The 21,537-nt window shown below is 40.0% G+C and carries 22 protein-coding genes and 1 other annotated feature; of the genes, 19 read left to right on the forward strand and 3 right to left on the reverse strand.

Annotated elements, in window-relative coordinates; all coding sequences use genetic code 11:
• Window positions 1–12: 12 nt before the first annotated feature.
• Complete coding sequence (locus tag H5S41_RS01630; RefSeq protein ID WP_182601872.1) at window positions 13–288, reverse strand: acylphosphatase; 276 nt, start codon at window positions 286–288, stop codon at window positions 13–15.
• 98 nt (window positions 289–386) lie between these two features.
• Here H5S41_RS01630 and H5S41_RS01635 point away from each other — a divergent pair, with 98 nt between their 5' ends.
• The 9 genes from H5S41_RS01635 to H5S41_RS01675 all read left to right on the forward strand — a co-directional run bounded on the left by H5S41_RS01635 (window position 387) and on the right by H5S41_RS01675 (window position 8,540).
• Entirely contained in the window at window positions 387–1,163 is a 777-nt protein-coding gene (locus H5S41_RS01635; protein WP_182601874.1) for a TrmH family RNA methyltransferase, read from the forward strand.
• A 63-nt stretch (window positions 1,164–1,226) separates the two neighbouring features.
• Window positions 1,227–1,733 (forward strand): HD domain-containing protein, encoded by a 507-nt coding sequence (locus H5S41_RS01640; protein WP_153710331.1) that lies wholly within the window; start codon window positions 1,227–1,229, stop codon window positions 1,731–1,733.
• Between the two features lie 20 nt (window positions 1,734–1,753).
• The gene (locus H5S41_RS01645) at window positions 1,754–2,092 is read left to right on the forward strand and encodes a winged helix-turn-helix transcriptional regulator (protein ID WP_153710330.1); all 339 of its coding nucleotides are present in this window, start codon (window positions 1,754–1,756) and stop codon (window positions 2,090–2,092) included.
• Between the two features lie 62 nt (window positions 2,093–2,154).
• Window positions 2,155–2,361: a binding site (T-box leader), on the forward strand.
• Window positions 2,362–2,396: 35 nt separating this feature from the next.
• The gene (gene pheS, locus H5S41_RS01650; RefSeq protein WP_153710329.1) at window positions 2,397–3,443 is read left to right on the forward strand and encodes a phenylalanine--tRNA ligase subunit alpha; all 1,047 of its coding nucleotides are present in this window, start codon (window positions 2,397–2,399) and stop codon (window positions 3,441–3,443) included.
• A gap of 6 nt (window positions 3,444–3,449) precedes the next feature.
• The gene (gene pheT, locus H5S41_RS01655) at window positions 3,450–5,867 is read left to right on the forward strand and encodes a phenylalanine--tRNA ligase subunit beta (protein WP_182601876.1); all 2,418 of its coding nucleotides are present in this window, start codon (window positions 3,450–3,452) and stop codon (window positions 5,865–5,867) included.
• A 207-nt stretch (window positions 5,868–6,074) separates the two neighbouring features.
• Window positions 6,075–6,713: a C40 family peptidase gene (locus tag H5S41_RS01660; RefSeq protein WP_182601878.1), complete on the forward strand. Its 639-nt coding sequence runs from the start codon at window positions 6,075–6,077 to the stop codon at window positions 6,711–6,713.
• A 112-nt stretch (window positions 6,714–6,825) separates the two neighbouring features.
• The gene (udk, locus tag H5S41_RS01665) at window positions 6,826–7,482 is read left to right on the forward strand and encodes a uridine kinase (RefSeq protein WP_182598750.1); all 657 of its coding nucleotides are present in this window, start codon (window positions 6,826–6,828) and stop codon (window positions 7,480–7,482) included.
• Between the two features lie 63 nt (window positions 7,483–7,545).
• Window positions 7,546–8,022, forward strand: coding sequence for a transcription elongation factor GreA (greA, locus tag H5S41_RS01670; RefSeq protein WP_153710325.1), 477 nt, complete (start codon window positions 7,546–7,548; stop codon window positions 8,020–8,022).
• Between the two features lie 128 nt (window positions 8,023–8,150).
• Complete coding sequence (locus H5S41_RS01675) at window positions 8,151–8,540, forward strand: HesB/YadR/YfhF family protein (RefSeq protein ID WP_182601880.1); 390 nt, start codon at window positions 8,151–8,153, stop codon at window positions 8,538–8,540.
• Window positions 8,541–8,602: 62 nt separating this feature from the next.
• Here H5S41_RS01675 and H5S41_RS01680 read toward each other — a convergent pair whose 3' ends face one another.
• Window positions 8,603–11,218, reverse strand: a complete 2,616-nt coding sequence (locus H5S41_RS01680) for a YfhO family protein (RefSeq protein ID WP_182601882.1) — start codon at window positions 11,216–11,218, stop codon at window positions 8,603–8,605.
• A 210-nt stretch (window positions 11,219–11,428) separates the two neighbouring features.
• Here H5S41_RS01680 and H5S41_RS01685 point away from each other — a divergent pair, with 210 nt between their 5' ends.
• The 7 genes from H5S41_RS01685 (at window position 11,429) to H5S41_RS01715 (ending at window position 16,848) form a co-directional block, all read left to right on the forward strand.
• Window positions 11,429–13,528, forward strand: a complete 2,100-nt coding sequence (locus tag H5S41_RS01685) for a peptidoglycan D,D-transpeptidase FtsI family protein (RefSeq protein WP_153710323.1) — start codon at window positions 11,429–11,431, stop codon at window positions 13,526–13,528.
• Between the two features lie 139 nt (window positions 13,529–13,667).
• Window positions 13,668–13,817, forward strand: a complete 150-nt coding sequence (gene rpmG / locus H5S41_RS01690; protein WP_003664049.1) for a 50S ribosomal protein L33 — start codon at window positions 13,668–13,670, stop codon at window positions 13,815–13,817.
• 139 nt (window positions 13,818–13,956) lie between these two features.
• The gene (locus tag H5S41_RS01695; protein WP_182601884.1) at window positions 13,957–14,511 is read left to right on the forward strand and encodes a 5-formyltetrahydrofolate cyclo-ligase; all 555 of its coding nucleotides are present in this window, start codon (window positions 13,957–13,959) and stop codon (window positions 14,509–14,511) included.
• Window positions 14,512–14,514: 3 nt separating this feature from the next.
• The gene (locus H5S41_RS01700; protein WP_153710321.1) at window positions 14,515–15,174 is read left to right on the forward strand and encodes a rhomboid family intramembrane serine protease; all 660 of its coding nucleotides are present in this window, start codon (window positions 14,515–14,517) and stop codon (window positions 15,172–15,174) included.
• A gap of 6 nt (window positions 15,175–15,180) precedes the next feature.
• Window positions 15,181–15,420 carry a YqgQ family protein gene (locus tag H5S41_RS01705; protein ID WP_153710320.1) on the forward strand — a complete coding sequence of 80 codons (240 nt, stop codon included), beginning with the start codon at window positions 15,181–15,183 and terminating at the stop codon, window positions 15,418–15,420.
• A 23-nt stretch (window positions 15,421–15,443) separates the two neighbouring features.
• Window positions 15,444–16,415 carry an ROK family glucokinase gene (locus tag H5S41_RS01710; protein WP_153710319.1) on the forward strand — a complete coding sequence of 324 codons (972 nt, stop codon included), beginning with the start codon at window positions 15,444–15,446 and terminating at the stop codon, window positions 16,413–16,415.
• A gap of 13 nt (window positions 16,416–16,428) precedes the next feature.
• A complete protein-coding gene (locus tag H5S41_RS01715; RefSeq protein WP_182601886.1) occupies window positions 16,429–16,848 on the forward strand; it encodes a rhodanese-like domain-containing protein in 420 nt (139 codons plus the stop codon).
• 160 nt (window positions 16,849–17,008) lie between these two features.
• On the opposite strand, the gene H5S41_RS01720 is transcribed toward H5S41_RS01715, so the two are convergent.
• Window positions 17,009–17,185, reverse strand: a complete 177-nt coding sequence (locus H5S41_RS01720) for a DUF3042 family protein (RefSeq protein ID WP_003664039.1) — start codon at window positions 17,183–17,185, stop codon at window positions 17,009–17,011.
• A gap of 114 nt (window positions 17,186–17,299) precedes the next feature.
• On the opposite strand from H5S41_RS01720, the gene miaA reads away from it, so the two are divergent.
• From miaA to gltX, 3 genes are all read left to right on the forward strand, one after another.
• On the forward strand, window positions 17,300–18,223 hold the full coding sequence (gene miaA / locus H5S41_RS01725; RefSeq protein WP_182601888.1) for a tRNA (adenosine(37)-N6)-dimethylallyltransferase MiaA: 924 nt from the start codon (window positions 17,300–17,302) through the stop codon (window positions 18,221–18,223).
• A 169-nt stretch (window positions 18,224–18,392) separates the two neighbouring features.
• Window positions 18,393–19,736, forward strand: coding sequence for a type I glutamate--ammonia ligase (gene glnA / locus H5S41_RS01730; protein WP_182598746.1), 1,344 nt, complete (start codon window positions 18,393–18,395; stop codon window positions 19,734–19,736).
• Between the two features lie 228 nt (window positions 19,737–19,964).
• Window positions 19,965–21,470 (forward strand): glutamate--tRNA ligase, encoded by a 1,506-nt coding sequence (gltX, locus tag H5S41_RS01735; RefSeq protein WP_163704994.1) that lies wholly within the window; start codon window positions 19,965–19,967, stop codon window positions 21,468–21,470.
• Window positions 21,471–21,537 lie beyond the last annotated feature (67 nt).

The raw sequence follows: 21,537 nt of genomic DNA on the forward strand, positions 1-21,537 counted from the left end.
GCTAATCGTGAACTAATGAGTGATTTGAAATGAGTGATGGTAGTTTTTGATGATCCCTTGTTTGATTTTAACTTCATTAATTTTAGCGTAGGGGGTAGGACCAGCTTTAATTTTTGCGATTAGCTCATTAACGATGGCGGTAGGACCCTGAAGTTCACAGTAAACGCTGCCATCATTCTTATTCATAACTATCCCTTCAACTCCGGTTTGGCATGCCAATTGATATACACTCCAGCGAAAACCAACTCCCTGGACGCGTCCGCTAATTTTAAGATGATAATTAACCATGATTATGCTCCTTAATAAAAACTTATTATTAGTTACTAACAATTGTACATCAGGAACATGGTATAATTTAATTAACAAGAAGGAGCATGCAATTTACTATGGAACAATTAACATCGATTCACAATCAGCACGTTAAAGATTGGAAGAAACTGCAAACAAAAAAGGCGCGACGGCAGACGGGGACATATCTATTAGATGGCTGGCATCTTGTTCAAGAAGCTTATAAAGCAGGAATAGACCTCCTTGAAGTGATTGGGACGGCTGAACAGCTAAGCGCCCATCCTGAGCTTGAGGGAATGGCTAACGCAACCTATGAAGTTACCGAAGAGATTATGAAACATATTACTGATACGGTAACGCCTCAAGGAATTGCGGCGGTTGTAGCCTTGCCGGATTCACATCGTTTACCAGTAGAGCCGTTGCATGGCGCATGGCTTTTCCTTGACCGGGTTCAAGATCCGGGAAATGTTGGGACGATGGTTCGGACAGCAGATGCCGCTGGATTTACCGGGGTAGTGGTTGGACAGCGCTCCGCTGATTTATTTGGTCCTAAGGTTGTTCGTTCAATGCAGGGGAGTCAGTTCCACCTGCAAATGTTTGAAGGCGACTTGCAAAAGTGGGTTGCTGATTTTAAGGCAGTCAATGCTCCCGTGTATGGTACCCAGCTTAATCCGCAAGCCAAGAACTTTCGAACGGTTGAACCAAAAGAGACTTTCGCGTTAATAATGGGAAATGAAGGTCAGGGAATGAGTAATGACCTTCTTAGCCAGACAAGCGATAACCTGTATATTCCAATGCGCGGTGAGGCAGAGTCACTTAATGTTGCTATCTCTGCAGGTATTCTAATGTTTCAGCTTAATAAAAATCTAGACTAAATTAATTTATTTTCTCGTTAAAATCGTGTATGATAATTGCAACAAATAGAAAAGGGGTATTACATGAAATCAAAAAATGAATGGCGCACCGATAAGGAGTATGTTTCAATTGTTGCCGACCTTTTAGAACAGCCAGCCGTTCAAAAGCTAGCGAACTATACTCAGCATCATCACTCTACCCGCCTGCAACATTCTATTGCGGTTTCGTATGATAGCTATAAAATTGCTAAGAAAATGCATCTTGATTATCGCAGTACTGCTCGTGCGGGGCTGTTGCATGATCTCTTTTATTATGATTGGCGTACGACTAAGTTCAATCTAGGAACACATGCTTTTATTCATCCACGAGTAGCATTGCGGAATGCAGAAAAGCTGACCCCCTTAAACAAAAAGGAAAAGGATATTATCCTTAAGCACATGTTTGGCGCAACATTGGCAGTGCCGCGTTATCCAGAGAGCTTGATTGTTTCACTTGTTGACGACTTTGAAGCAGAACATGAATTCTTTGGCCCATTGCGGGCAAAGATGCGCCGAAAGATTAAGAAACGTCGGATGCGAACGACTTGGTAGAGGAGAGGGAGAACTAAATTATGGAACAATTAGCAGTAGAAAAGGAACTTGATGAAGACTGTAAGCTTTGTCCAAAATTTACACGTACGTTCATGATCTTGGGGAAAAAATGGAACGGGTTAATTATTGAAGTTTTGCTTAAAAACGGCAACATGCGTTTTAAAGATATTGCCAGCAGTATCGCAAAATGCAGCGACCGGGTATTGTGTGAGCGGCTGAAAGAACTGGAAGATGAACAAATTGTTGTCCGTAATACATATGAAGGATCTAGTCGGGTAGATTATTCTTTGACTGAACGCGGTCAAGAATTACGGCCAGTCATGGAAGCAGTTCACGCATGGAGTGACAAGTGGATTTAAGTTGTTTATCTAAAAATAACGCTTGACGCCCTGTAGATGTTTGTCTAGAATATGTAATTGAATTAAAGGCTTTGATGAGAGCTAGTAGCTAGATGATCCTGTCAGAGAGTTGTGATTATGAGCTGAAAATTACAACCAGTGATCTAAGGTGAATTTCACTTTCGGAGCTGATACGTAATGGTATTCCGGCTAATCACCGTTATTGATTATTTGAGTGTGTAGGTTGTTACCTACAAACTAGGGTGGTACCGCGAAGCCTCGTCCCTATTTGGGATGAGGCTTTTTTAATTTAAGGAGTGAAAATATGGGACTAAGAGAGAAATTAGCCGAACTTCGTGAAGAAGGATTGCAGGATATTAAACAATCAAAGGATTTAAAACGAGTTAACGAAATTCGCGTAAAAATGCTGGGAAAGAAGGGGCCTATTACTTCTGTTCTCCGCGGAATGCGTGACCTTAGTGCTGAAGAGCGTCCGAAAGTAGGGCAATTCGCTAACAAGGTTCGGGATGAGTTATCAGCAGCAATTGAAAATAAACGTGCTGAATTAGAACAAGCAGCAATGAATGCTAAACTAGCTGCGCAAACAATTGATGTTACCCTTCCTGGAACACCGGTAGCTCAAGGGCAGCCGCATGTTATTCAACAAATCATTGACCAAGTAGTTGACCTCTTTGTATCGATGGGATATGAAGTGGCCGTTGGTGATGAAGTTGAACAAGAAGTTTACAACTTTGAAAAGCTTAATTTGCCAAAAGATCACCCAGCCCGTGATATGCAAGACACATTTTATGTTACCCCATCCGTTTTGATGCGGACCCAGACATCACCAATGCAAGCCCGAATGCTTGAAAAACATGATTTTAGCCAAGGCCCGTTAAAGATGATTTCACCAGGTAAGGTTTATCGGCGTGATACTGATGACGCAACCCATAGTCACCAGTTCCACCAAATTGAAGGGATGGTTGTTGGTAAAAACATTACAATGGCTGACCTTAAAGGAACGCTTGAAGCTGTTGCCCAAAACCTTTTTGGCGATAAGCTAAAAGTCCGCTTGCGTCCAAGCTACTTCCCGTTTACTGAACCATCAGTTGAAGCCGACATTACCTGCTTTAATTGTCTCGGTAAGGGATGTGCAATTTGTAAACAAACTGGTTGGATTGAAGTCCTTGGTGCCGGCATGGTCCATCCCAACGTTCTTAAGATGTCTGGCGTTGATCCAGAAGAATACGGCGGTTTTGCCTTTGGACTCGGACCGGATCGTTTTGCAATGCTAAAATACGGTGTTGATGATATTCGTAATTTCTACCAAAATGATGTCCGCTTCCTTAACCAATTTGACCAGAAAGGATAATGTGAAATGAAAGTATCATACCAATGGCTTCAAGAATACCTTGACTTAGATATTGCCCCTCAAGATTTAGCTGAAAAGATTGCTCGCACCTCTGTTGACATTAATGATGTTTACTCATTGAGCGAAGGCCTAAAAAAGATCGTTGTTGGACAAATAGTAAAATGTGAAAACCATCCTGACTCAGACCACCTTCACGTTTGTCAGGTTGATGTTGGTGAAGAAACACCAATTCAGATTGTATGTGGTGCACCTAACGTTCAAGAAGGCAAAAAGGTAATTGTGGCCCTTAACGGCGCTCGAATCGCTGATAATCAAAAAATAAAGCGTGGCAAAATCCGGGGTGTGGAGTCAAACGGAATGCTGTGTGCCCTTCAGGAAATCGGTTTTAGTGATAAGATTGCACCAAAAGACTATGAAGAAGGTATCTACTTCTTACCAGATGATGCTCAAAACGGTGATTCAGTAATTAAGTACTTAGGAATGGACGATACGATTATCGATACAGATGTCACGCCTAACCGTGGTGACATGCTTAGTATTTACGGAAATGTTAACGATATCGCTGCTTTTTACGGTTTAAAGCCACACTTTAAGGAAATTGCAATTAAAGAAGAAAGTGATGAAAAGACAGCCGACCTTCTTCAATCTGAGATTACTGATACTAAGATTGCACCAACTTATAAACTGCGAGTAATCAAAAATGTTAAAATCGCGGAAAGTCCTCTCTGGCTTCAAATTCGCTTATGGAATAGCGGTATTCGGCCAGTAAATAATGTAGTTGATGTAACAAACTACATCCTTCTCAAATACGGTCAGCCACTCCACAGCTATGACTATGATCAATTGCCAGGTAAAAAATTTAACGTTCGTCATGCTAGTGAAGGCGAAAAGTTCGTAACATTAGACGGTGATGAACAGACCTTAAAGGCAACTGATATTGTTGTAACTGTTAATGACCAACCAGTTGCGCTTGCAGGAACAATGGGCGGAGAAGGGACAGCGGTGAGCGACGATACGACAACCGTTGCGCTTGAAGCTGCTGTTTTTGATCCGGTAATGGTTCGTAAACAAGCACGGCGACTAGATCTTCATAGTGAATCATCAATGCGGTTTGAACGGGGAATTAATCCGTCAACTGTTGAAACGGCATTGAACGAAGCAGCTGAGTTGATTAAGGAACTTGCTGGCGGTACGGTTACTGCAGGGATTGTTACTGGTAGTGAAGCACCAGCAGTTGATACCCCAATTAAACTATCACTTGCCAAGATTAACCATGTTCTTGGAACCGCGCTAACAATGGAACAGGTTACTGATATCTTTGATCGTTTAGCATTTGCCTATACTGTTGATGATGACGATCAATTGACGGTAGTCGCACCAGCCCGGCGTTGGGATATTAGTCTTGCTGCTGACCTTTACGAAGAAATTGCCCGGATTTACGGTTATGATAATCTACCATCTACATTGCCAACAATGACTCGTAATCGTGGAGGACTAACTCCGCGGCAACGCTTTATTCGTGCAAGTCGGCATGATCTTGAGGGAATGGGCTTAACACAAGCAATTAGTTATTCACTAACAACCGTTGAAAAAGCAAAGCAATTCCAGATCAAGCCGCTTGATGAACCAATGAAGTTAGACTTCCCAATGAGTTCTGACCACGTGGCAACCCGGATGAATATCATCAGTGGCTTACTTAATGACATTGCCTATAACGTAGCTCGAAATGTTGATAATGTAGCCCTCTACGAAGAAGGTCGTGTCTTCTTGCCGATGGGGGATGAGCGTCCGGTAGAACAAGAACACCTTGCAGCTGCTGTTACTGGTCAGATGGTAGCTAATAGCTGGAATAAGAAAGATCAACCAGTTGATTTCTTCCAATTAAAGGGAATTGTTGAACGTTACCTTAAGAATATGGGGATTGCAGGTAAAATTTCTTATGCTCCAACTAGTGACCGTCCGGAAATGCACCCTGGACGGACGGCAGACATTAAGGTAGATGATCAATTAGTTGGGTTTATTGGTCAGGTTCACCCGTTAACAGCTAAAGAATATAAGATTCCTGAAACATACGTATTCGAATTAAATCTTGAATCGCTACTTACGGCACCAAAAATTGAAAATGAATACACGCCTATTAGCAAGTATCCTTCAATTACCCGCGACATCGCCCTCTTAGTTGATGATAATGTTGAAAATGCAACGATTGTTGATGCAATTAAACAAAAAGGCGGTGCTTATCTTAAGGAAGTTCGCCTATTTGATGTTTATGCCGGATCACATCTTCCTGCAGGCAAGAAGTCACTAGCTTACACGTTAACTTACCAGGATGACAATGGAACATTAACTGAAGACCAGGTAAATGCTGCTTTTGAAAAGGTTACAGCTTACTTACAAGAGCAAGTCAATGCAGAGATTCGGTAAAGAAAATATATAAAGAGTTTAGGAAGATTATTTCCTAAACTTTTTTAATTTAAAAGTGTAAATAACATCTTTTTACGTATATATAATATTAGGATCAACTATTAAGAAAGTAGATTAGTGGTTGAAGATCTTAAATTTTTCTGTTATTTTATTAATAGTTTGATAAAATTTTAAGAATATTTAATATAAAGAGGGATAAACGAAATAATGAAATCAACAACTAAAAAAATTCTCGCATCGTCGTTAGGAGTAGCTGGTGCAATGGCAATGGGAACAGTAACTGCTAAGGCTGATACAACTGTTACAGTCAGTGCTGGCGATAATTTGAATGGGATTGCACAAAAATATAATGTTAGTGCAGACGATATTGCAACTGCTAATCACCTGCAAAATAAAGAGCTGATTTTTGCGGGTCAAAAGCTAACAATCCCTACCAAAGATAAAAATAATGAGTCTGCTAATAATGAGGTCAAAAAAGATCAAACCAACAAGAATAGTCAAAGTTTGCAGGATTCCGTTAATAAGGCAATGTCTTATTTGGGAACCCCTTATGTTTGGGGCGGTAACAAGCCAGGTGGTTTTGATTGTTCTGGTTTAGTTCAGTATTGCTACGGTATTCCTCAACGGACAACATATGAACAACAAGCATTGGGACCGCATATTCACGATAACGTCTTAAATGCCCCATACGGTGCGCTTGTTTTTTACGGTTCTGATGATGCCCCATATCACGTAGCCATTTCTCTTGGCGATGGACGGATTATCCAGGCACCAAATGAAAATGAAACGGTTAAGATTACCGAGCAGCAATACTTCCCTGGCAATTACTATGTCGTTATGCACTAATTTTTCTTTTCATCCAGCTTTTTAATAATTTAAATCAGTAATTATCTTGCGCATCGTAAAGGAGTGCTATATACTATTTCAGATTAGAAAGTTTAATGAGGGAGACGGATTGATGAGTATTCAACAGAAGAAGCGACCAGTAGTCATTGGTGTTACGGGTGGTTCCGGTAGCGGAAAGACAACAGTAAGTAATAAGATTTACGATCAATTGCATGGGCAAGCGATTCAGATTATTAACCAAGATACTTACTATAATGATCAGGCTGATATGACAATGGAGGAACGTAAGGCGGTAAACTATGATCATCCTCTTTCATTTGATACTGATCTTTTAATCAAACAGCTTACGGATTTGCGGAGTAACAAGGCGGTTGAGATGCCGGTGTATGACTATACGCAATACACACGTTCAGATAAGACCGTCCATGTGGAACCAACTGATGTAATTATTTTAGAAGGAATTTTAATTCTTGATGATGAACGGTTGCGTGACTTAATGGATATTAAGGTTTACGTTGATACGGATGATGATATTCGGATTATTCGCCGGATTCAGCGTGATATGGTAGAACGTGGCCGGTCGCTCGATTCGATTATTACTCAGTATTTGGCTACGGTTAAGCCGATGTACCATCAATTTGTCGAACCAACTAAGCGCTATGCTGACATTATTGTGCCAGAGGGTGGCGAAAACCAGGTTGCAATTGATTTATTGTCTACAAAGATTCGCGATATTTTAGTAAAACGTGGACATACTGAATTGCGATAGGTATTTACAAGCTAAAGTAGAAATGGTAATGTTGCACTGGATAAATTATGAGGAGTGTTTATAATGGCTGAAGAAAAAACTTTTCCAATGACCCTTGAAGGGAAGAAAAAGCTTGAGGATGAACTTGAAGAATATCGCTTGAAGCGTCGACCTGAAGTTATCAAGCGAATAAAGATTGCTCGTAGTTATGGTGATTTGTCTGAAAATTCCGAATACGAGTCGGCAAAGGATGAGCAGGCAATGGTTGAAAGCCGCATTGCTCAGATTGAAAACATGCTTCAGTACGCCGAAATTATTGACAACGAGGATGTCGATAAGGATGAAGTATCCATGGGACGGACAATTACCATTCAGGAATTACCAGACGAAGAGCCAGAGGAATACCAGATCGTTGGTGAATCTGAATCTGATCCATTTAATGGTAAAATTTCTAACGAATCGCCAATGGCAAAGGGACTATTGGGTCACAAGGTCGGCGAAGTAGTCGAAGTTGAAGTTCCTAATGGTACACTTAAGTTAAAGATTATTAAGGTTGACTAAAGGTTAATCAGGAGGGGTTAGATAACATATCTAGCTCCTTTTTATTATGATCATTGGTATTGCTTATTTACTATGTTATAGTAAAGTATATGAAAGCGATATCAATAGATAAAAAGGATGAATTGAATATGAAATTAATTATCACAGACAGTGCAAGCCAATGGTTTCGCAATGAAATGGGACTACAGCCGGGTAATGGTATAAAATTTTATGGTAAAACATACGGTCAAACAGAAGTTCATCATGGCTTTTCGCAGGGCTTTACTCGTGAAGATCAGCCAGTTGACCCAATTTTGGAAGTAGAGAAGGATGGCATTAATTATCATATTAATTCGCTAGATGACTGGTTCTTTAAGGATCTTGTAACTACTGTGGACTATGATGAAAAGGAAGATGGGCCGGTGTTTCATTTTAAACATGAAAATGATGATACACCTGATATAGCCGGAATTGTTCATGATGAAGATGATCACTCTGATAATAAGGCAGATGCTTCTACTGGGGCTTCTCAACACTAATAATAAATAAAAAAGATCTTTAGCATATTGCCAGACTGGCTAAATACTAAAGATCTTTATTTTTAATCAAATAGTGACTTCTGCTGATGCTGTTTTTTTACCCACCAGCTAGCAATTCCCAAGCTTATTGCTGTAATTATTAAGCCAAGAATAAGAAGTGGCGGCCGATAGTAAAACTCAACGTAATGTTTTCCGGGAGTCATTGGAACAGCCATGAAAGTATTAAGGACTGTTCGGGTAGTAGCAGTTTTGCCGTCGACCTTAACATGCCACCCTTTTGATGCCGGGATTGTCGTCATCAATACACGTTGTTTCTGGTGAAGGGTTACCGTTCCTGATATTCGATTGCTGCTATATGATGTAATTTTAAGTGGTGACTTTTGGAGTGTTCTTAGACTAGCGATGAATGGTCGTTGTTTTAACTGATAAATGCTTACATTCTGCATCCACAAGGTAGCCTTTTTTAGCTGAAGATTGATAACAACTTTTTTTCCTTTTTGATCATGAGCCGCGTTAATAACGACTGTATTACGAAAAGTATTGTATTGGGTGAAATGTTTATTATTCATTGTAATCGTTGCGTCTTCTTCTACATTTGGACCTAAAGTCAAGTAGTAGGAGTCATTAGTTGGCGGTATAAATTCAAGCTGGACAGAGGCTGGTTTTAGCAGGTTCTGTTTTCGGAAAATAGTTCCAGTAATCTGTTTGGCGGTCTGAACATTATTAAATTTAACTGAACTAAAATTTTGGACTGCGAATAATGAATGGAAGGTTGGCCGTCCTGCTAATGTTTGAAAGATTTGCGACTGATAGTTAAGCGGGTCCATTGTGGAGCGTTGAAGATTAAGAATCGCTCCGTTAGCGCCAAAAGCAATTGGCAGTGCATGTGAATTTTCACGAATGTTAACGGCAGGAGTGGTACTAACGAGGGGATAACTATACCAATCAGGGCGGTATCCTGATAGTGGTAAATTCTTGCCAGCAGAATTGTTACGGGTGCTCATGGTGTATTTATAGCCGAGAAGCGCATCACTTACCTGGGTTCCGTTACTGTAAGTGATAAAACCATCGCCATCCGGTTGACCAATTGCACCCATGAAAGCAGGAATAGGCGGTTCTAAAGTTGAGCCAAAGTGATCACCGGAATTAAAGTCTGCTTGAAAAGGATCGTCTTTAGTCCGCATAAATGTTTTTGCTACCCGATAGAAACCATCATCATTCTTTTTTAGCTTATTAACTGCCTTATCGAGGGCAACTGTGTAGTTACCAAATTCAGGCTGAGAAACATACGAAATTTTGTTCAAAGCAGTATAACCGCTCATCGCAATATCGCAAACTGCAAGGAGAACTAATAGTGCGTCATATAATCGTGGTGAATTAGTGCGGGGGATGCAGAGACAGCAAACAGCGATCAATGCAAAACACAAACCGATATTTCGCTGGTTGCTATTGATGTAGGAAAGATTAAGCGTTCCGACGTACCAGTAAATTGCGATAATTAGGAGCGTCAAAATGACAGCACTACGCCTTTTTATCTTAAAATCGGGTTGAATTACCTTGGCAGCAAGATAGATACACCAGAAAGAAAAGAGATAGGAAAAACGGTAAGGGTACCAGACAGGGAATTGTCCAGCATGCCATAAAAGATCAAACGGTTCGTAGCAGAATGAGAGAATAAAGAAGATTGAAATTCCAGCCCCGATAAGCCGCCGCCGAAGATCAAAGCGCGTATCAAAGAAGTACAGACAAGCCCCCAGCATCAGCAGCATTCCGATATAAATATTGGGCTGACCACTAGGCATTTGGTTGAAGTTAAAGGATCCAGGAACAAGCTTGCCGAGCATCTTAGGCGCAAAATATTCAAAACGGCTCTGAATTTTGGTTTCAGTGTAGGTACCCTTACTTTGCATTAATGCATAGAATGTTGGTAATAAAACAACTGCTGAAATACCAGCGGCGAGAAGAGAACCGCCCAGGTAGCGGAGAAAAGTAACTCCCCGGTGCCGCCAGTTTGCTAAGGCTGGTGTCTGCCATAAAAAGAATAGCAAGGTAAAGATTGCAATCATCCAACCCATATAATAATTATCAACTAGCATTACAGCTAACCAGCTAATATACGTTCCGACTTTGTGCTGATAAATCAGTTTAAGCAATCCCCATATAATTAATGGCAGGATGATCAAAGCATCTTGCCAGATCATATTCAATTGGTTGGCAATCATCCAGCCGTTCATTGAGTAAACAGTACTAAATGCTAAGATCCGCCATCCTTGTTGCAGCTTTGTCTTTTGTAACAACCATGCAAAACTCAAGCCCGCAAGACCATAGCGGACAAGGGTGACAATTGTAATCCCGGTTGCAAGATGCTGCCCGGGGAAAAATAATAAAATTAGATTTAGCGGACTTAATAAGTAATATGCATTGGTACCAAACATCTCACCACCCAATCCTTTGCTAAATGAGTAAAAGAAGCTGCTTGGATGATGAAGCAGGGTACTTCTGAGATAGCTAAAAAAATCGACATATTGCTGACCAAGGTCAACAGTTAGCAAGCTGCTTTTGCCAAAAGGAGTCATTTGACGGTATGCAAAATAGCAGGTCATCAAAATAACAGGCAATAAGAAACTTGTAATTAAAATTTTGTGTCGATATAAGCGATGATGTTGATATAAAAACACAGCAAATTTCTCCTTCTTCTCAATTAAATAAACATATCCACACTATCATATCCTGTTTCAAAATGATATTCATTACTATTGTTCATTAAATTTCATTAAATCATTGGAATAAATTCTTCATTTCTTATAAAATAAAGAGTATTATTTTCACGTTAGTAGTGGTAATTATCTGTTAAGGCAGGTAATTTTTGTTAAAATAGATTCACTACGATGAAGGAGAATTATAAAACTGTGAAATTTTTTGATCGAATAATGAACTTATTTGGTTCACGCACCAAAAAGCGTCAAAATGCGCAGTCAATTATTCCATTCCGGCTAAATATGCTGCTATGGATTGTTGGTATCTTACTATTAGCGTTAACTATTCGACTGTTTTACCTTCAAGTTCTACAGGGAACATCATTTAAAGCGGAGGTCAAGCGATCAGATACAACAACGCAGACTAATAATGTGCAGCGAGGGATGATTTATGATTCGCAAGGAAATGTCCTTGTCGGTAACCAGACTCATCAGGCTATTACATACACTAAGGGAGCAAATGTGACTAGTGATGAGCTTTATCGAATCGCTAATCTTTTAGGAAGGTATGTTTCTGTTTCTAACAAAAATTCACGCTTAACTGATCGAAATGAGGAGGATTACTACCTCGCTGATAAAGGACGGCTTAAGAGTGTTTTAAAACATGTAAAGACATCATCTGATGATTCAGAAGATACCAAGTACAATAAAGCTCTTAAATATTTGAGCGACCATCCTGATTCATGGGAGCTTACAGACCAGCAAAAGAATAACGCACGGATTTACGCTGCAATGAGCGGTGCTTACTCGCTATCGACTACTTATATTAAGGAGACCGGGGTGAGTGCTAAGGAGCTGGCCGCTGTTGGTGAACACTTAAATGAGATGCCGGGGGTAAAGATTGGGACATCCTGGACACGGAACTATCCACAGGGGACGGATATCCAGTCATTAACAGGTACCGTATCAACTACTGGTTTGCCGAGTGATGAAGTTAATTCATTGCTTGCTCAGGGGTATTCACGAAATGATAGTGTTGGACAAAGCTACCTTGAAAAGCAGTTCCAATCAACACTGGCTGGCTCAAAGTCACAGACCGAAGTTACTACTAATGGAAATGACGTAACAAAGGAAAAGACTAAGTATCCTGGTAAAAAGGGTGATAACCTCGTATTAACGATTAATTCCAAGTTCCAAAAAAAGGTTCAATCAATTCTGAAAAATAATTACGCAGCCGCTGGAAATCAGTATTCAACTGGGGTCTATGCAGTAGTAATGAATCCTAACACAGGTGCTATCTACGCGATGGCCGGAATTGATCGTGATCCGGAAACCGGTAAAGAGACTCCTGACGAGATCGGTGCTATTAATCACCCAATTACCATGGGATCAGTTGTAAAGCCGGCGATGGTGATGGGAGCTTTGATGGACGGTGTTATAACACCAACAAATAATACTCTGACGGATATGCCAATTAAGCTTGCTGGTACTTCATCAAAGGGATCATGGTTTAACCATGGTGGCTCAGCCAATATGGCAGTTAATGCGGCGACTGCTCTAGAGGTTTCCTCTAACTCTTACATGATGCAATTATTAATGAAAGAAGGAGGAATGAAGTATTCACCAAATGCGCAAATCACAATGAAACCAAGCATTTTTGCGAAAGCACGAGGGTACTTCAACATGTTTGGCCTCGGTGTTAAGACTGGAATTGATTTACCGGGTGAGACAAGCGGATATACAGGACCCGCTGATCAAAAGCATATCGGTTCGGCACTGGACCTGTCGTATGGTAACTATGATGGTTATACTTTAATTCAGCTTGCGCAATATATGTCAACGATTGCTAACGGTGGTAACCGGATGCGGCCATACATTGTTAAAGAAATTCGGGGGACTAAGGCTAATGGTGAGCTTGGGCCGGTTGAATACACGACAAAGCCACAGGTACAGTTAACGATTCCTGCATCTAAAGCGGACTTTGATGTTGTTAAACAAGGACTTTACCAGGTGGTACATGGTTCTAACCGCTACATCACTGGTAAGGCGCTGGCAACTGTTAAGCCATCGGTATCTGGTAAAACCGGGACTGCCGAAACTTATTACAAGTCACATTCGACGACGACAATAAGTTTTGCCGGATATGCTCCTTCTAATAATCCACAGGTAGTAGTTGCGTTGGCAATTCCGGGAGCATCTAATTCAGATGGTGGTGCTAACCTAACAATGGCAAAACAAATCTTTGAGGCATACTGGAAGACCGTTCAAAGTCCTAAAGGTTTAAGTGATTAATCCAAACTGTCAAGGAAATTTCCTTAACAAACTTTGATAAATTACTAGCCAAATAGAAAAATAAATGATATAGTTGTACGAGTTAGGGTTACGAAAAATAACCACGTTAAATAAAAGTAATAGTTTGGAGGTCAAAATAATGCGTGTCAACATTACACTTGAATGTACTTCATGCCACGAACGGACTTACTTAACTAGCAAGAACCGTCGTCACAACCCAGATCGTCTTGAATTAAACAAGTACTGTCCACGGGAACAAAAGGTTACATTACATCGGGAAACCAAGTAATGACTAAAATAAAAAGGGCTGGGAAACCAGCTCTTTTTATTTATTTTTATAAAAAAACGCTTGCATAAATACGCACAAGCGGTGATAATAAAGTCTGATACCGTTTGTTATTTCACTATAAAGGAGCGGTCATAACATAATGGCTTATTCAAAAAAAGAATTACGGCAAGCATATATTGCACGCCTTCAACAATTGGACTTGAAAACCCGTCTGCATGAGGAACGGCGATTAGCATCTCTGCTATACGACCAGCCTGAATGGTTAAACGCAAAGACGATTGCAGTTACTTTAAGTCAGTCTTTTGAGATTGATACTGCGCCGATTATCCTTCATGCGCGGCATAAGGGACAGCAAATTGTCGTTCCGCGGACTTTACCACACCGCCAAATGGAATTTGTCGAGTTAAATGAGGATACAGATTTTGATGAGACGACATTTGGGGTGTTAGAGCCCCACGAAGGTAAAGTTTATTCTCCTGATGAGATTGACTTAATGGTTGTTCCAGGAGTAGCATTTACAGCTTCTGGTAAACGCATTGGTTTTGGTGGTGGCTACTATGATCGGTATCTTCAAAAGTATAATGGTCCAACTGTTTCCATGGCATTAACGACCCAGTTAGCTGAGGAAACCGAGTGGACTCCAGAAGAACATGATCAGCAGATAGATAAAGTATTATATTTGCCGGAGATATAAAAGATGCGGACGCAGGGACTTAGGCTAGCGCCAGTAACGCTTACCTTAATAGTTTTTCAAGTACTTGTTTATTGCTGGTTAGTCTATGCAGGCGGTTCAACCAATACGACGGTTTTACTTAATAATGGTGCACGAAGTACTGCATTGATCAGGGATGGACAATGGTGGCGTTTGATATCACCTGTGTTTCTTCATGTCGGACTATCGCATTTGGTTGTTAATAGTGTGACGCTTTTATACATTGGGCGTTATATTGAAGAATTCTTTGGTCACTGGCGGATGGTTATAATATACTTTGTAAGTGCGATTTTTGGTAACCTAGTAAGTGCCGTTTTAATGCCTTCAACGGTTTCGGCAGGAGCTAGTACAGCAATCTTCGGACTTTTCGGCTCGTTCTTGATGCTTGGCGTTTGCTTCCATCATAACGTTATTGTTCGTGTCCTAAGTCGTACCTTTTTGCTATTTGTTGTCCTTAATATTGTAATGGATATCTTTATATCAGGTGTTGACCTAGCCGGACACATTGGCGGTCTGTTTGGCGGATTTTTCATTGCATTTGTTGTTGGAGCGCCATTATTAGGAAATGTTGACTTGCTAAAGCGTTTTCTAAGTGGCACTATATTAACTGTGAGTTTGATAATTTTAACTCTAGAATTGAAGTGATAATTTATGGCAGTCACCTCACGAGAATACCGCACACTGTATGATGTTCAACAATTACTCAAAGAATTTAATATCTTTGTGTATGTTGGTAAGCGATTATATGATATTGAATTAATGGCAATTGAGTTAGATAATCTTTATCAATCCGGAGTCGTTGACAATTCAACATATACAAAAGCAAAAATTGTTTTGCGTAAAGAGCATCGTGAAGAACAAACGAGAATTAAAAGGGGTAAATTATACTAAAATTACCCAAGAAAGGAATCATTATGGCTAAGAAATTAATTGGTGTTGACCTTGGTGGTACTACTATCAAGTTTGCAATTTTAACGGAGAATGGTGAAATCCAACAAAAGTGGTCATTACGGACCAATATTTTGGATGATGGTTCACATATCGTGCCGGACATCATCGACTCAATTAATCACCACCTTGATTTGTACAAGATGACTCGCGATCAGTTTATTGGGATTGGAATGGGTACTCCCGGAACAATTGACCGTGAAAAAGGAACAGTTATCGGTGCTTACAACTTAAACTGGAAGACAACGCAAAATGTTAAAGAACAGATTGAACAGGGTACTGGAATGCAATTTGCTCTTGATAACGATGCTAATGTTGCTGCCCTTGGCGAACGCTGGAAAGGTGCAGGTAACGAGGGTGACGATGTTGCCTTTATGACGCTAGGTACCGGTGTTGGTGGAGGACTTATCTCTAATGGTAAGCTTATCCACGGTGTAGTTGGTGCCGGTGGTGAAGTTGGTCACATGATTGTTAAGCCGGATGGCTACCTTTGTACTTGTGGAAACCACGGATGTCTTGAACAATATGCTTCAGCAACTGGGATTGTTCATATTGCTCAAGACAAGGCCGAAGAATATGAAGGTAACAGTCGCTTAAAGGCAATGATTGACAATGGTGATGAGATCACTGCTAAGATTGTTTTCGATCTTGCTAAGGAAAATGATTACCTTGCAAATACTGTTGTTGATGAAGTATGTTTCTACCTTGGCTTAGCATCTGCAAACTTGAGTAACGCATTAAATCCGGAATACCTTGTTATTGGTGGAGGAGTTTCTGCAGCTGGTGAATTCCTTTTGAAGCGGGTAAAGCAAAACTTTGAAAAATTTGCTTTCCCAACTGTCCGGACTTCAACTCAATTGAAATTAGCTGAATTAGGTAATGATGCTGGTGTTATTGGTGCAGCTTCATTAGCTCGTCAGTTTGTAAATGAAGATTAATTTATAAGGGGAAATGATATTGGTACTTGGAGTTAGTTCTGGCTTGATGATCCTTAATGCAGTAATTTTAATCATCTTGCTAGTATGGATTTTTAGTTGGGCATTTCAGACCTATCGTCGTAAAAGATATGCAACCGTTCTCAGTCAGGACGACTTTAAGAATGGAATGCGGAAAGCACAAGTAATTGACTTACGACAAGAAAATGACTTTAAACAAGGGCATATTTTAGGCGCACGCAACTTGCCTTATCCATATCTTCGTCAACAATATGGTGAATTACGAAAAGATTTGCCAATCTACTTGTATGATGAGGGGATGACATTGAGTACCCAAGCTGTTGCGTTTTTAGGTAAGCAAGGGTACAATCACCTTTATATCTTGAAAGATGGGTACCGTGCGTGGGATGGTAAGACTAAAAAGTCCAAGTATTAGGAAATAGGCAAAAGTTTTTTAACTTTTTCTTTCCAATCCTCGCAAAGATAGCATGGTGTTTTGAATAACATCTATACCCAGTTTCTTGCAAAAAATAACCACAAAAAAAGAGCTAGAAATTTAAATTTCCGGCTCTTTTTTCGCATATAGCTTGATCAAATTAAAGTTGGTGTGCAGAACGACCTTTACGGATAGCTGCGCGACGGTTTTGGTCAAATTTTTCTTCCTCTTCTTCAGCTGGCTTAATAACAGTTTTATGGAAAGTAAGAACCCCGCTAGCAATAGCAGCAACAGTTGCCAAACTACCAACTAAAATACCCTTTGCTAATTGTTTCATAACATAAAACCTCCTCGAATTTATAGGTTACCTCCATTATGCAAGAATTAATGGCGTTTTACCAGTAAGAAGGACAAGTTTTAGCATAAAATTTATAAAAATTGGAGAGTCAATATGAGTAAAGTAATCGGGATTGTCGGTCCCACCGCTGTAGGCAAAACGGCACTATCAATAAAATTAGCGCATGAATTTGATGGTGAAGTGATTTCAGGCGATTCGATGCAGGTTTATCGGCATCTTGATATAGGAACTGCTAAAGTCACTCCGAAAGAGATGGATGGCATTCCCCATCATTTAATTAATATTTGTTATATTGATGAACGCTTTTCGGCTGCTCGCTTTAAGCAACTTGCAGACCAAAAAATAGTTGAGATCACTAATCGTAAACACCTGCCTATTATTGCAGGGGGGACGGGGTTTTATCTGCAAACGTTAACGGATAATCTTGCACTTGGCAGTGATAAATTCGACCAAGAAACGCTTGAAATCCGAAATAAATGGAAAAAGATAGCTAATGAAAAGGGCGCTGAATATGTTTGGCAACAATTAAATAAACAAGACCCTATTGCTAGTGAACAAATTCCAAAAGCTAATACGCGACGAGTTATTCGGGCGCTAGAGGTAATTCAAAAGACAGGACAGTTGTTTTCAAACCAGCCACAGTACCAAGCGACTAATGATTTCCTTTTAATCGGTCTTACAACAGATCGCCCAGTGTTATATGACCGAATTAATAAACGAGTTGATTTAATGGTTCATAATGGATTGCTGGACGAAGCAAAATGGCTATTTGATCACGGGGGAGAAAACCTTCCAGCAGGTAAAGGAATCGGTTATCATGAACTATTTCCTTATTTTCGTGGCGAAATTACCCTTGATGAGGCAGTTGAAAAAATTAAGCAGGATTCACGCCACTACGCAAAGCGACAGCTAACATGGTTTAGAAATAAGGCTGATACGCATTGGTTTGATATTTTGAGCCATCCGGATGATATTAATCAAATTAAGCAATTTATAAAAGATTGGTTAAAAAAATAAAGCATGAGAGAAGAGATTTTTTTAATTAATATAAAGCATTCAAATAGAATTGACTTATGGGCTCGCTATTGTTATTCTAAGTCACAGTGTTAAGGAGAGAAGCAGAATTTAGGTGAATTGGTATAGTCAGCTATTTCTGTTTTGATTGTATGAAAGGGAATGAAATTTTATGGGTAAACACGTATTTACAAAAGATGAAGTTCGCCAAATGGTAAAGGATGAAGATATCCATTTCTTACGAGTTATGTTTACTGACTTGTTGGGAACGATTAAAAGTGTTGATTTGCCAGTTAGTCAGTTAGATAAGCTAATGGATAATAAGATTATGTTTGATGGTTCTTCAATTGATGGATTCGTCCGGATTGAAGAAAGTGACATGTATCTTTACCCGGATATGTCCACTTGGCTTGCATTCCCTTGGGGTGCTGAACACGGTAAGGTTGCACGAGTAATCTGTAGTGTTTACAAGACTGATGGTACTCCATTTGAAGGTGACCCTCGTAATAACTTAAAGCGTGTTCTTGAAGATATGCGGAAGATGGGCTTCAAGGACTTTAACATCGGTCCTGAACCAGAATTTTTCCTTTTCAAGACTGATGATAAGGGGAATCCGACTACAAACCTTAATGATAAGGAAAACTACTTTGATATGGAACCAGCTGATCCGGGTGAAGACTGTCGGCGTGATATTGTTCTTGCACTTGAAAAGATGGGCTTTGACGTTGAAGCTGCTCACCATGAAGTTGCTCCTGGTCAGCATGAAGTTGACTTTAAATATTCAGATGCCCTCGAGGCTGCTGATAATATTCAAACATTTAAGTTTGTGGTTAAGACAATTGCTAAGAACTATGGCTTCCATGCTACGTTCATGCCTAAGCCGCTGTCAGGCATTAATGGTTCTGGAATGCATCTTAACATGTCATTATTTAAGAAAGATGGCAGCAACGCATTCTTTGACGAAAATGATAAAGATCAGCTTTCAGCAACTGCTTATCATTTCTTAGGCGGTTTGATGAAACATGCCCGAAGCTATACGGCAATCTGCAACCCAATTGTTAACTCCTACAAGCGATTAGTTCCTGGTTACGAAGCACCCGTTTATGTTGCATGGTCGACATCTAACCGGTCACCACTTGTACGAATTCCAAGTGATCGGGGAATGGGAACCCGATTAGAATTACGGTCAGCTGATCCATCAGCAAATCCATACCTCGCAATTGCTGCTGTTCTTGAGGCTGGTCTTGATGGTTTACGTAATAACTTACCACCAATTCATAATGTTGATGAAAACATCTACACAATGACGAAGGAAGAACGGGCTGAAAAAGATATCCGTGATTTACCTGATACCCTACACAATGCATTGAAGTCATTAGCAACTGATGAAGTTGTGAAGGGATCAATGGGTGAACACCTGTATCATAGCTTCATGGAGGCCAAGACCCGTGAATACGCTTCTTATCGTCAACATGTTTCTGATTGGGAACGCCAACATTATATGGAACAATACTAATAACTGGATAATTAAAAAAACACTTATGCAAAATTACTTGCTAAGTGTTTTTAATGCGAAAAAATTGTTGAATTGACAAATATGCTGTTTCATATACAATTATATTTGTTGCAATAAAAACGTTGTTAATCAAATCATCGACACGTTTTTAAGACTGCTAGCGGGTCTAGCAATCAATTTTAAATCAGGATTTTATCTTGATAAGTTACTAAAGGAGAGTCTTAGATAATGGATCAAAAGGTCAGAGTTCGGTATGCACCTAGCCCAACAGGTTTCTTACATATCGGAAATGCGCAATCAGCATTATTTAATTATTTATTTGCACGTCACTTCGACGGTACGATGGTATTACGAATTGAGGATACTGATACTAAACGAAACGTTGAAGATGGTGAAGCTAGCCAACGTGAAAACCTTCACTGGCTAGGTATTGACTGGGATGAAGGTCCAAATAAGCCAAATCCAAAGTATGCCCCTTACCGTCAAAGCGAACGAAACAAAGAAGGTATTTACCACAAATACATTCAAGAATTGTTAGACAAGGGTATTGCCTACAAGGATTACTCAACAGAAGAAGAATTAGCTGAGATGCGTGAACGGCAAAAGGCTAACAATGAGCCGCCTCATTATGATGGCCGCTGGTATGGTAAGAGTGAGGAAGAACAGAAGGCTGCTGAAGCTAAGGGCTTAAAGCCGACTATTCGTTTCCACTTCCCTAAGAACCACGACTATGAATGGGACGATATTGCTCGGGGTCATGTTTCATTTAACTCTGATAATCTTGGTGGTGACTTTATCATTGAGAAGAGTGATGGAATGCCAACTTATAACTTTGCCGTAGTTGTTGATGACCATACGATGGACATCACCCATGTTTTACGGGGAGCAGACCATATTTCAAACACGCCCAAGCAAATTGCTATTTATGAAGCATTAGGCTGGGATCACCCAACATTCTGTCATATTCCATTGATCTTTAATCCTAAGACTCGTAAGAAGTTAAGTAAGCGTGATAAGGATACCCTTCAATTCATTAGTGAATACAAGAAACATGGATACCTTCATGAAGCCATCTTTAACTTCATTGCTTTCCTAGGGTGGTCTCCAGTTGGCGAACGGGAAATTTACTCTAAGGAAGAATTGATTAAGGTTTACGATCCAAAGCGGATGTCAAAGGCTCCAGCATACTTTGACCAAAAGAAGCTTGATTGGATGAATGCCCAATACATTAAGAGTATGTCTGTTGATGAATTAGCTGATCGGACAATGCAATTAGTTAAAGAAGGCGAAACAGAAGAAGCTAAACGCCTTCAAAGTATTCCAGAAGATCAATTAACCGAGTTGCTTAAGAAGACAATTAAGGTTCACCAACGGGATGTTAATAAGCTTCTTGAAGTTATTCAATATGCATGGTCATACTACACGGTTCTTGATCAATCATTTAACTATGACCTCCTCAAGGACAATGAGGACTTCGCAAATGAAGATGTTTTAGCTGTTCTCAAGGGTTTAAAAGCTAAACTTGAAAACGGTGGCGAAGATCTTGATTACAGCCAAGCAATCAAAGAAGTAGGTAAAGATACGGGAATTAAGGGCCGTGGATTATACTTCCCATTAAATCTTGCCTTTACTGGTTCAACTTCTGCTCCACAAATTTACGAGATTATGGATATTTACTCTCGTGACACAGATGTTGAATTACTTGACCGAATGATTAAGGCTTTTGAAAACTAATTTTATAAAGTTGAGCATGGAACAACAGTTATTTGATGTTGTTCTGTGCTTTTTATTTTAAACTGAT

Source organism: Limosilactobacillus albertensis, assembly GCF_014145555.1.
Lineage (GTDB): Bacteria > Bacillota > Bacilli > Lactobacillales > Lactobacillaceae > Limosilactobacillus > Limosilactobacillus albertensis.

Coding starts and splice junctions, on each gene's coding strand:
- H5S41_RS01630 (WP_182601872.1), bottom strand. CDS start 288: ATGGTTAATTATCATCTTAAAATTAGCGGACGCGTCCAGGGAGTTGGT.
- H5S41_RS01635 (WP_182601874.1), top strand. CDS start 387: ATGGAACAATTAACATCGATTCACAATCAGCACGTTAAAGATTGGAAG.
- H5S41_RS01640 (WP_153710331.1), top strand. CDS start 1,227: ATGAAATCAAAAAATGAATGGCGCACCGATAAGGAGTATGTTTCAATT.
- H5S41_RS01645 (WP_153710330.1), top strand. CDS start 1,754: ATGGAACAATTAGCAGTAGAAAAGGAACTTGATGAAGACTGTAAGCTT.
- pheS (WP_153710329.1), top strand. CDS start 2,397: ATGGGACTAAGAGAGAAATTAGCCGAACTTCGTGAAGAAGGATTGCAG.
- pheT (WP_182601876.1), top strand. CDS start 3,450: ATGAAAGTATCATACCAATGGCTTCAAGAATACCTTGACTTAGATATT.
- H5S41_RS01660 (WP_182601878.1), top strand. CDS start 6,075: ATGAAATCAACAACTAAAAAAATTCTCGCATCGTCGTTAGGAGTAGCT.
- udk (WP_182598750.1), top strand. CDS start 6,826: ATGAGTATTCAACAGAAGAAGCGACCAGTAGTCATTGGTGTTACGGGT.
- greA (WP_153710325.1), top strand. CDS start 7,546: ATGGCTGAAGAAAAAACTTTTCCAATGACCCTTGAAGGGAAGAAAAAG.
- H5S41_RS01675 (WP_182601880.1), top strand. CDS start 8,151: ATGAAATTAATTATCACAGACAGTGCAAGCCAATGGTTTCGCAATGAA.
- H5S41_RS01685 (WP_153710323.1), top strand. CDS start 11,429: ATGAAGGAGAATTATAAAACTGTGAAATTTTTTGATCGAATAATGAAC.
- rpmG (WP_003664049.1), top strand. CDS start 13,668: ATGCGTGTCAACATTACACTTGAATGTACTTCATGCCACGAACGGACT.
- H5S41_RS01695 (WP_182601884.1), top strand. CDS start 13,957: ATGGCTTATTCAAAAAAAGAATTACGGCAAGCATATATTGCACGCCTT.
- H5S41_RS01700 (WP_153710321.1), top strand. CDS start 14,515: ATGCGGACGCAGGGACTTAGGCTAGCGCCAGTAACGCTTACCTTAATA.
- H5S41_RS01705 (WP_153710320.1), top strand. CDS start 15,181: ATGGCAGTCACCTCACGAGAATACCGCACACTGTATGATGTTCAACAA.
- H5S41_RS01710 (WP_153710319.1), top strand. CDS start 15,444: ATGGCTAAGAAATTAATTGGTGTTGACCTTGGTGGTACTACTATCAAG.
- H5S41_RS01715 (WP_182601886.1), top strand. CDS start 16,429: ATGATATTGGTACTTGGAGTTAGTTCTGGCTTGATGATCCTTAATGCA.
- H5S41_RS01720 (WP_003664039.1), bottom strand. CDS start 17,185: ATGAAACAATTAGCAAAGGGTATTTTAGTTGGTAGTTTGGCAACTGTT.
- miaA (WP_182601888.1), top strand. CDS start 17,300: ATGAGTAAAGTAATCGGGATTGTCGGTCCCACCGCTGTAGGCAAAACG.
- glnA (WP_182598746.1), top strand. CDS start 18,393: ATGGGTAAACACGTATTTACAAAAGATGAAGTTCGCCAAATGGTAAAG.
- gltX (WP_163704994.1), top strand. CDS start 19,965: ATGGATCAAAAGGTCAGAGTTCGGTATGCACCTAGCCCAACAGGTTTC.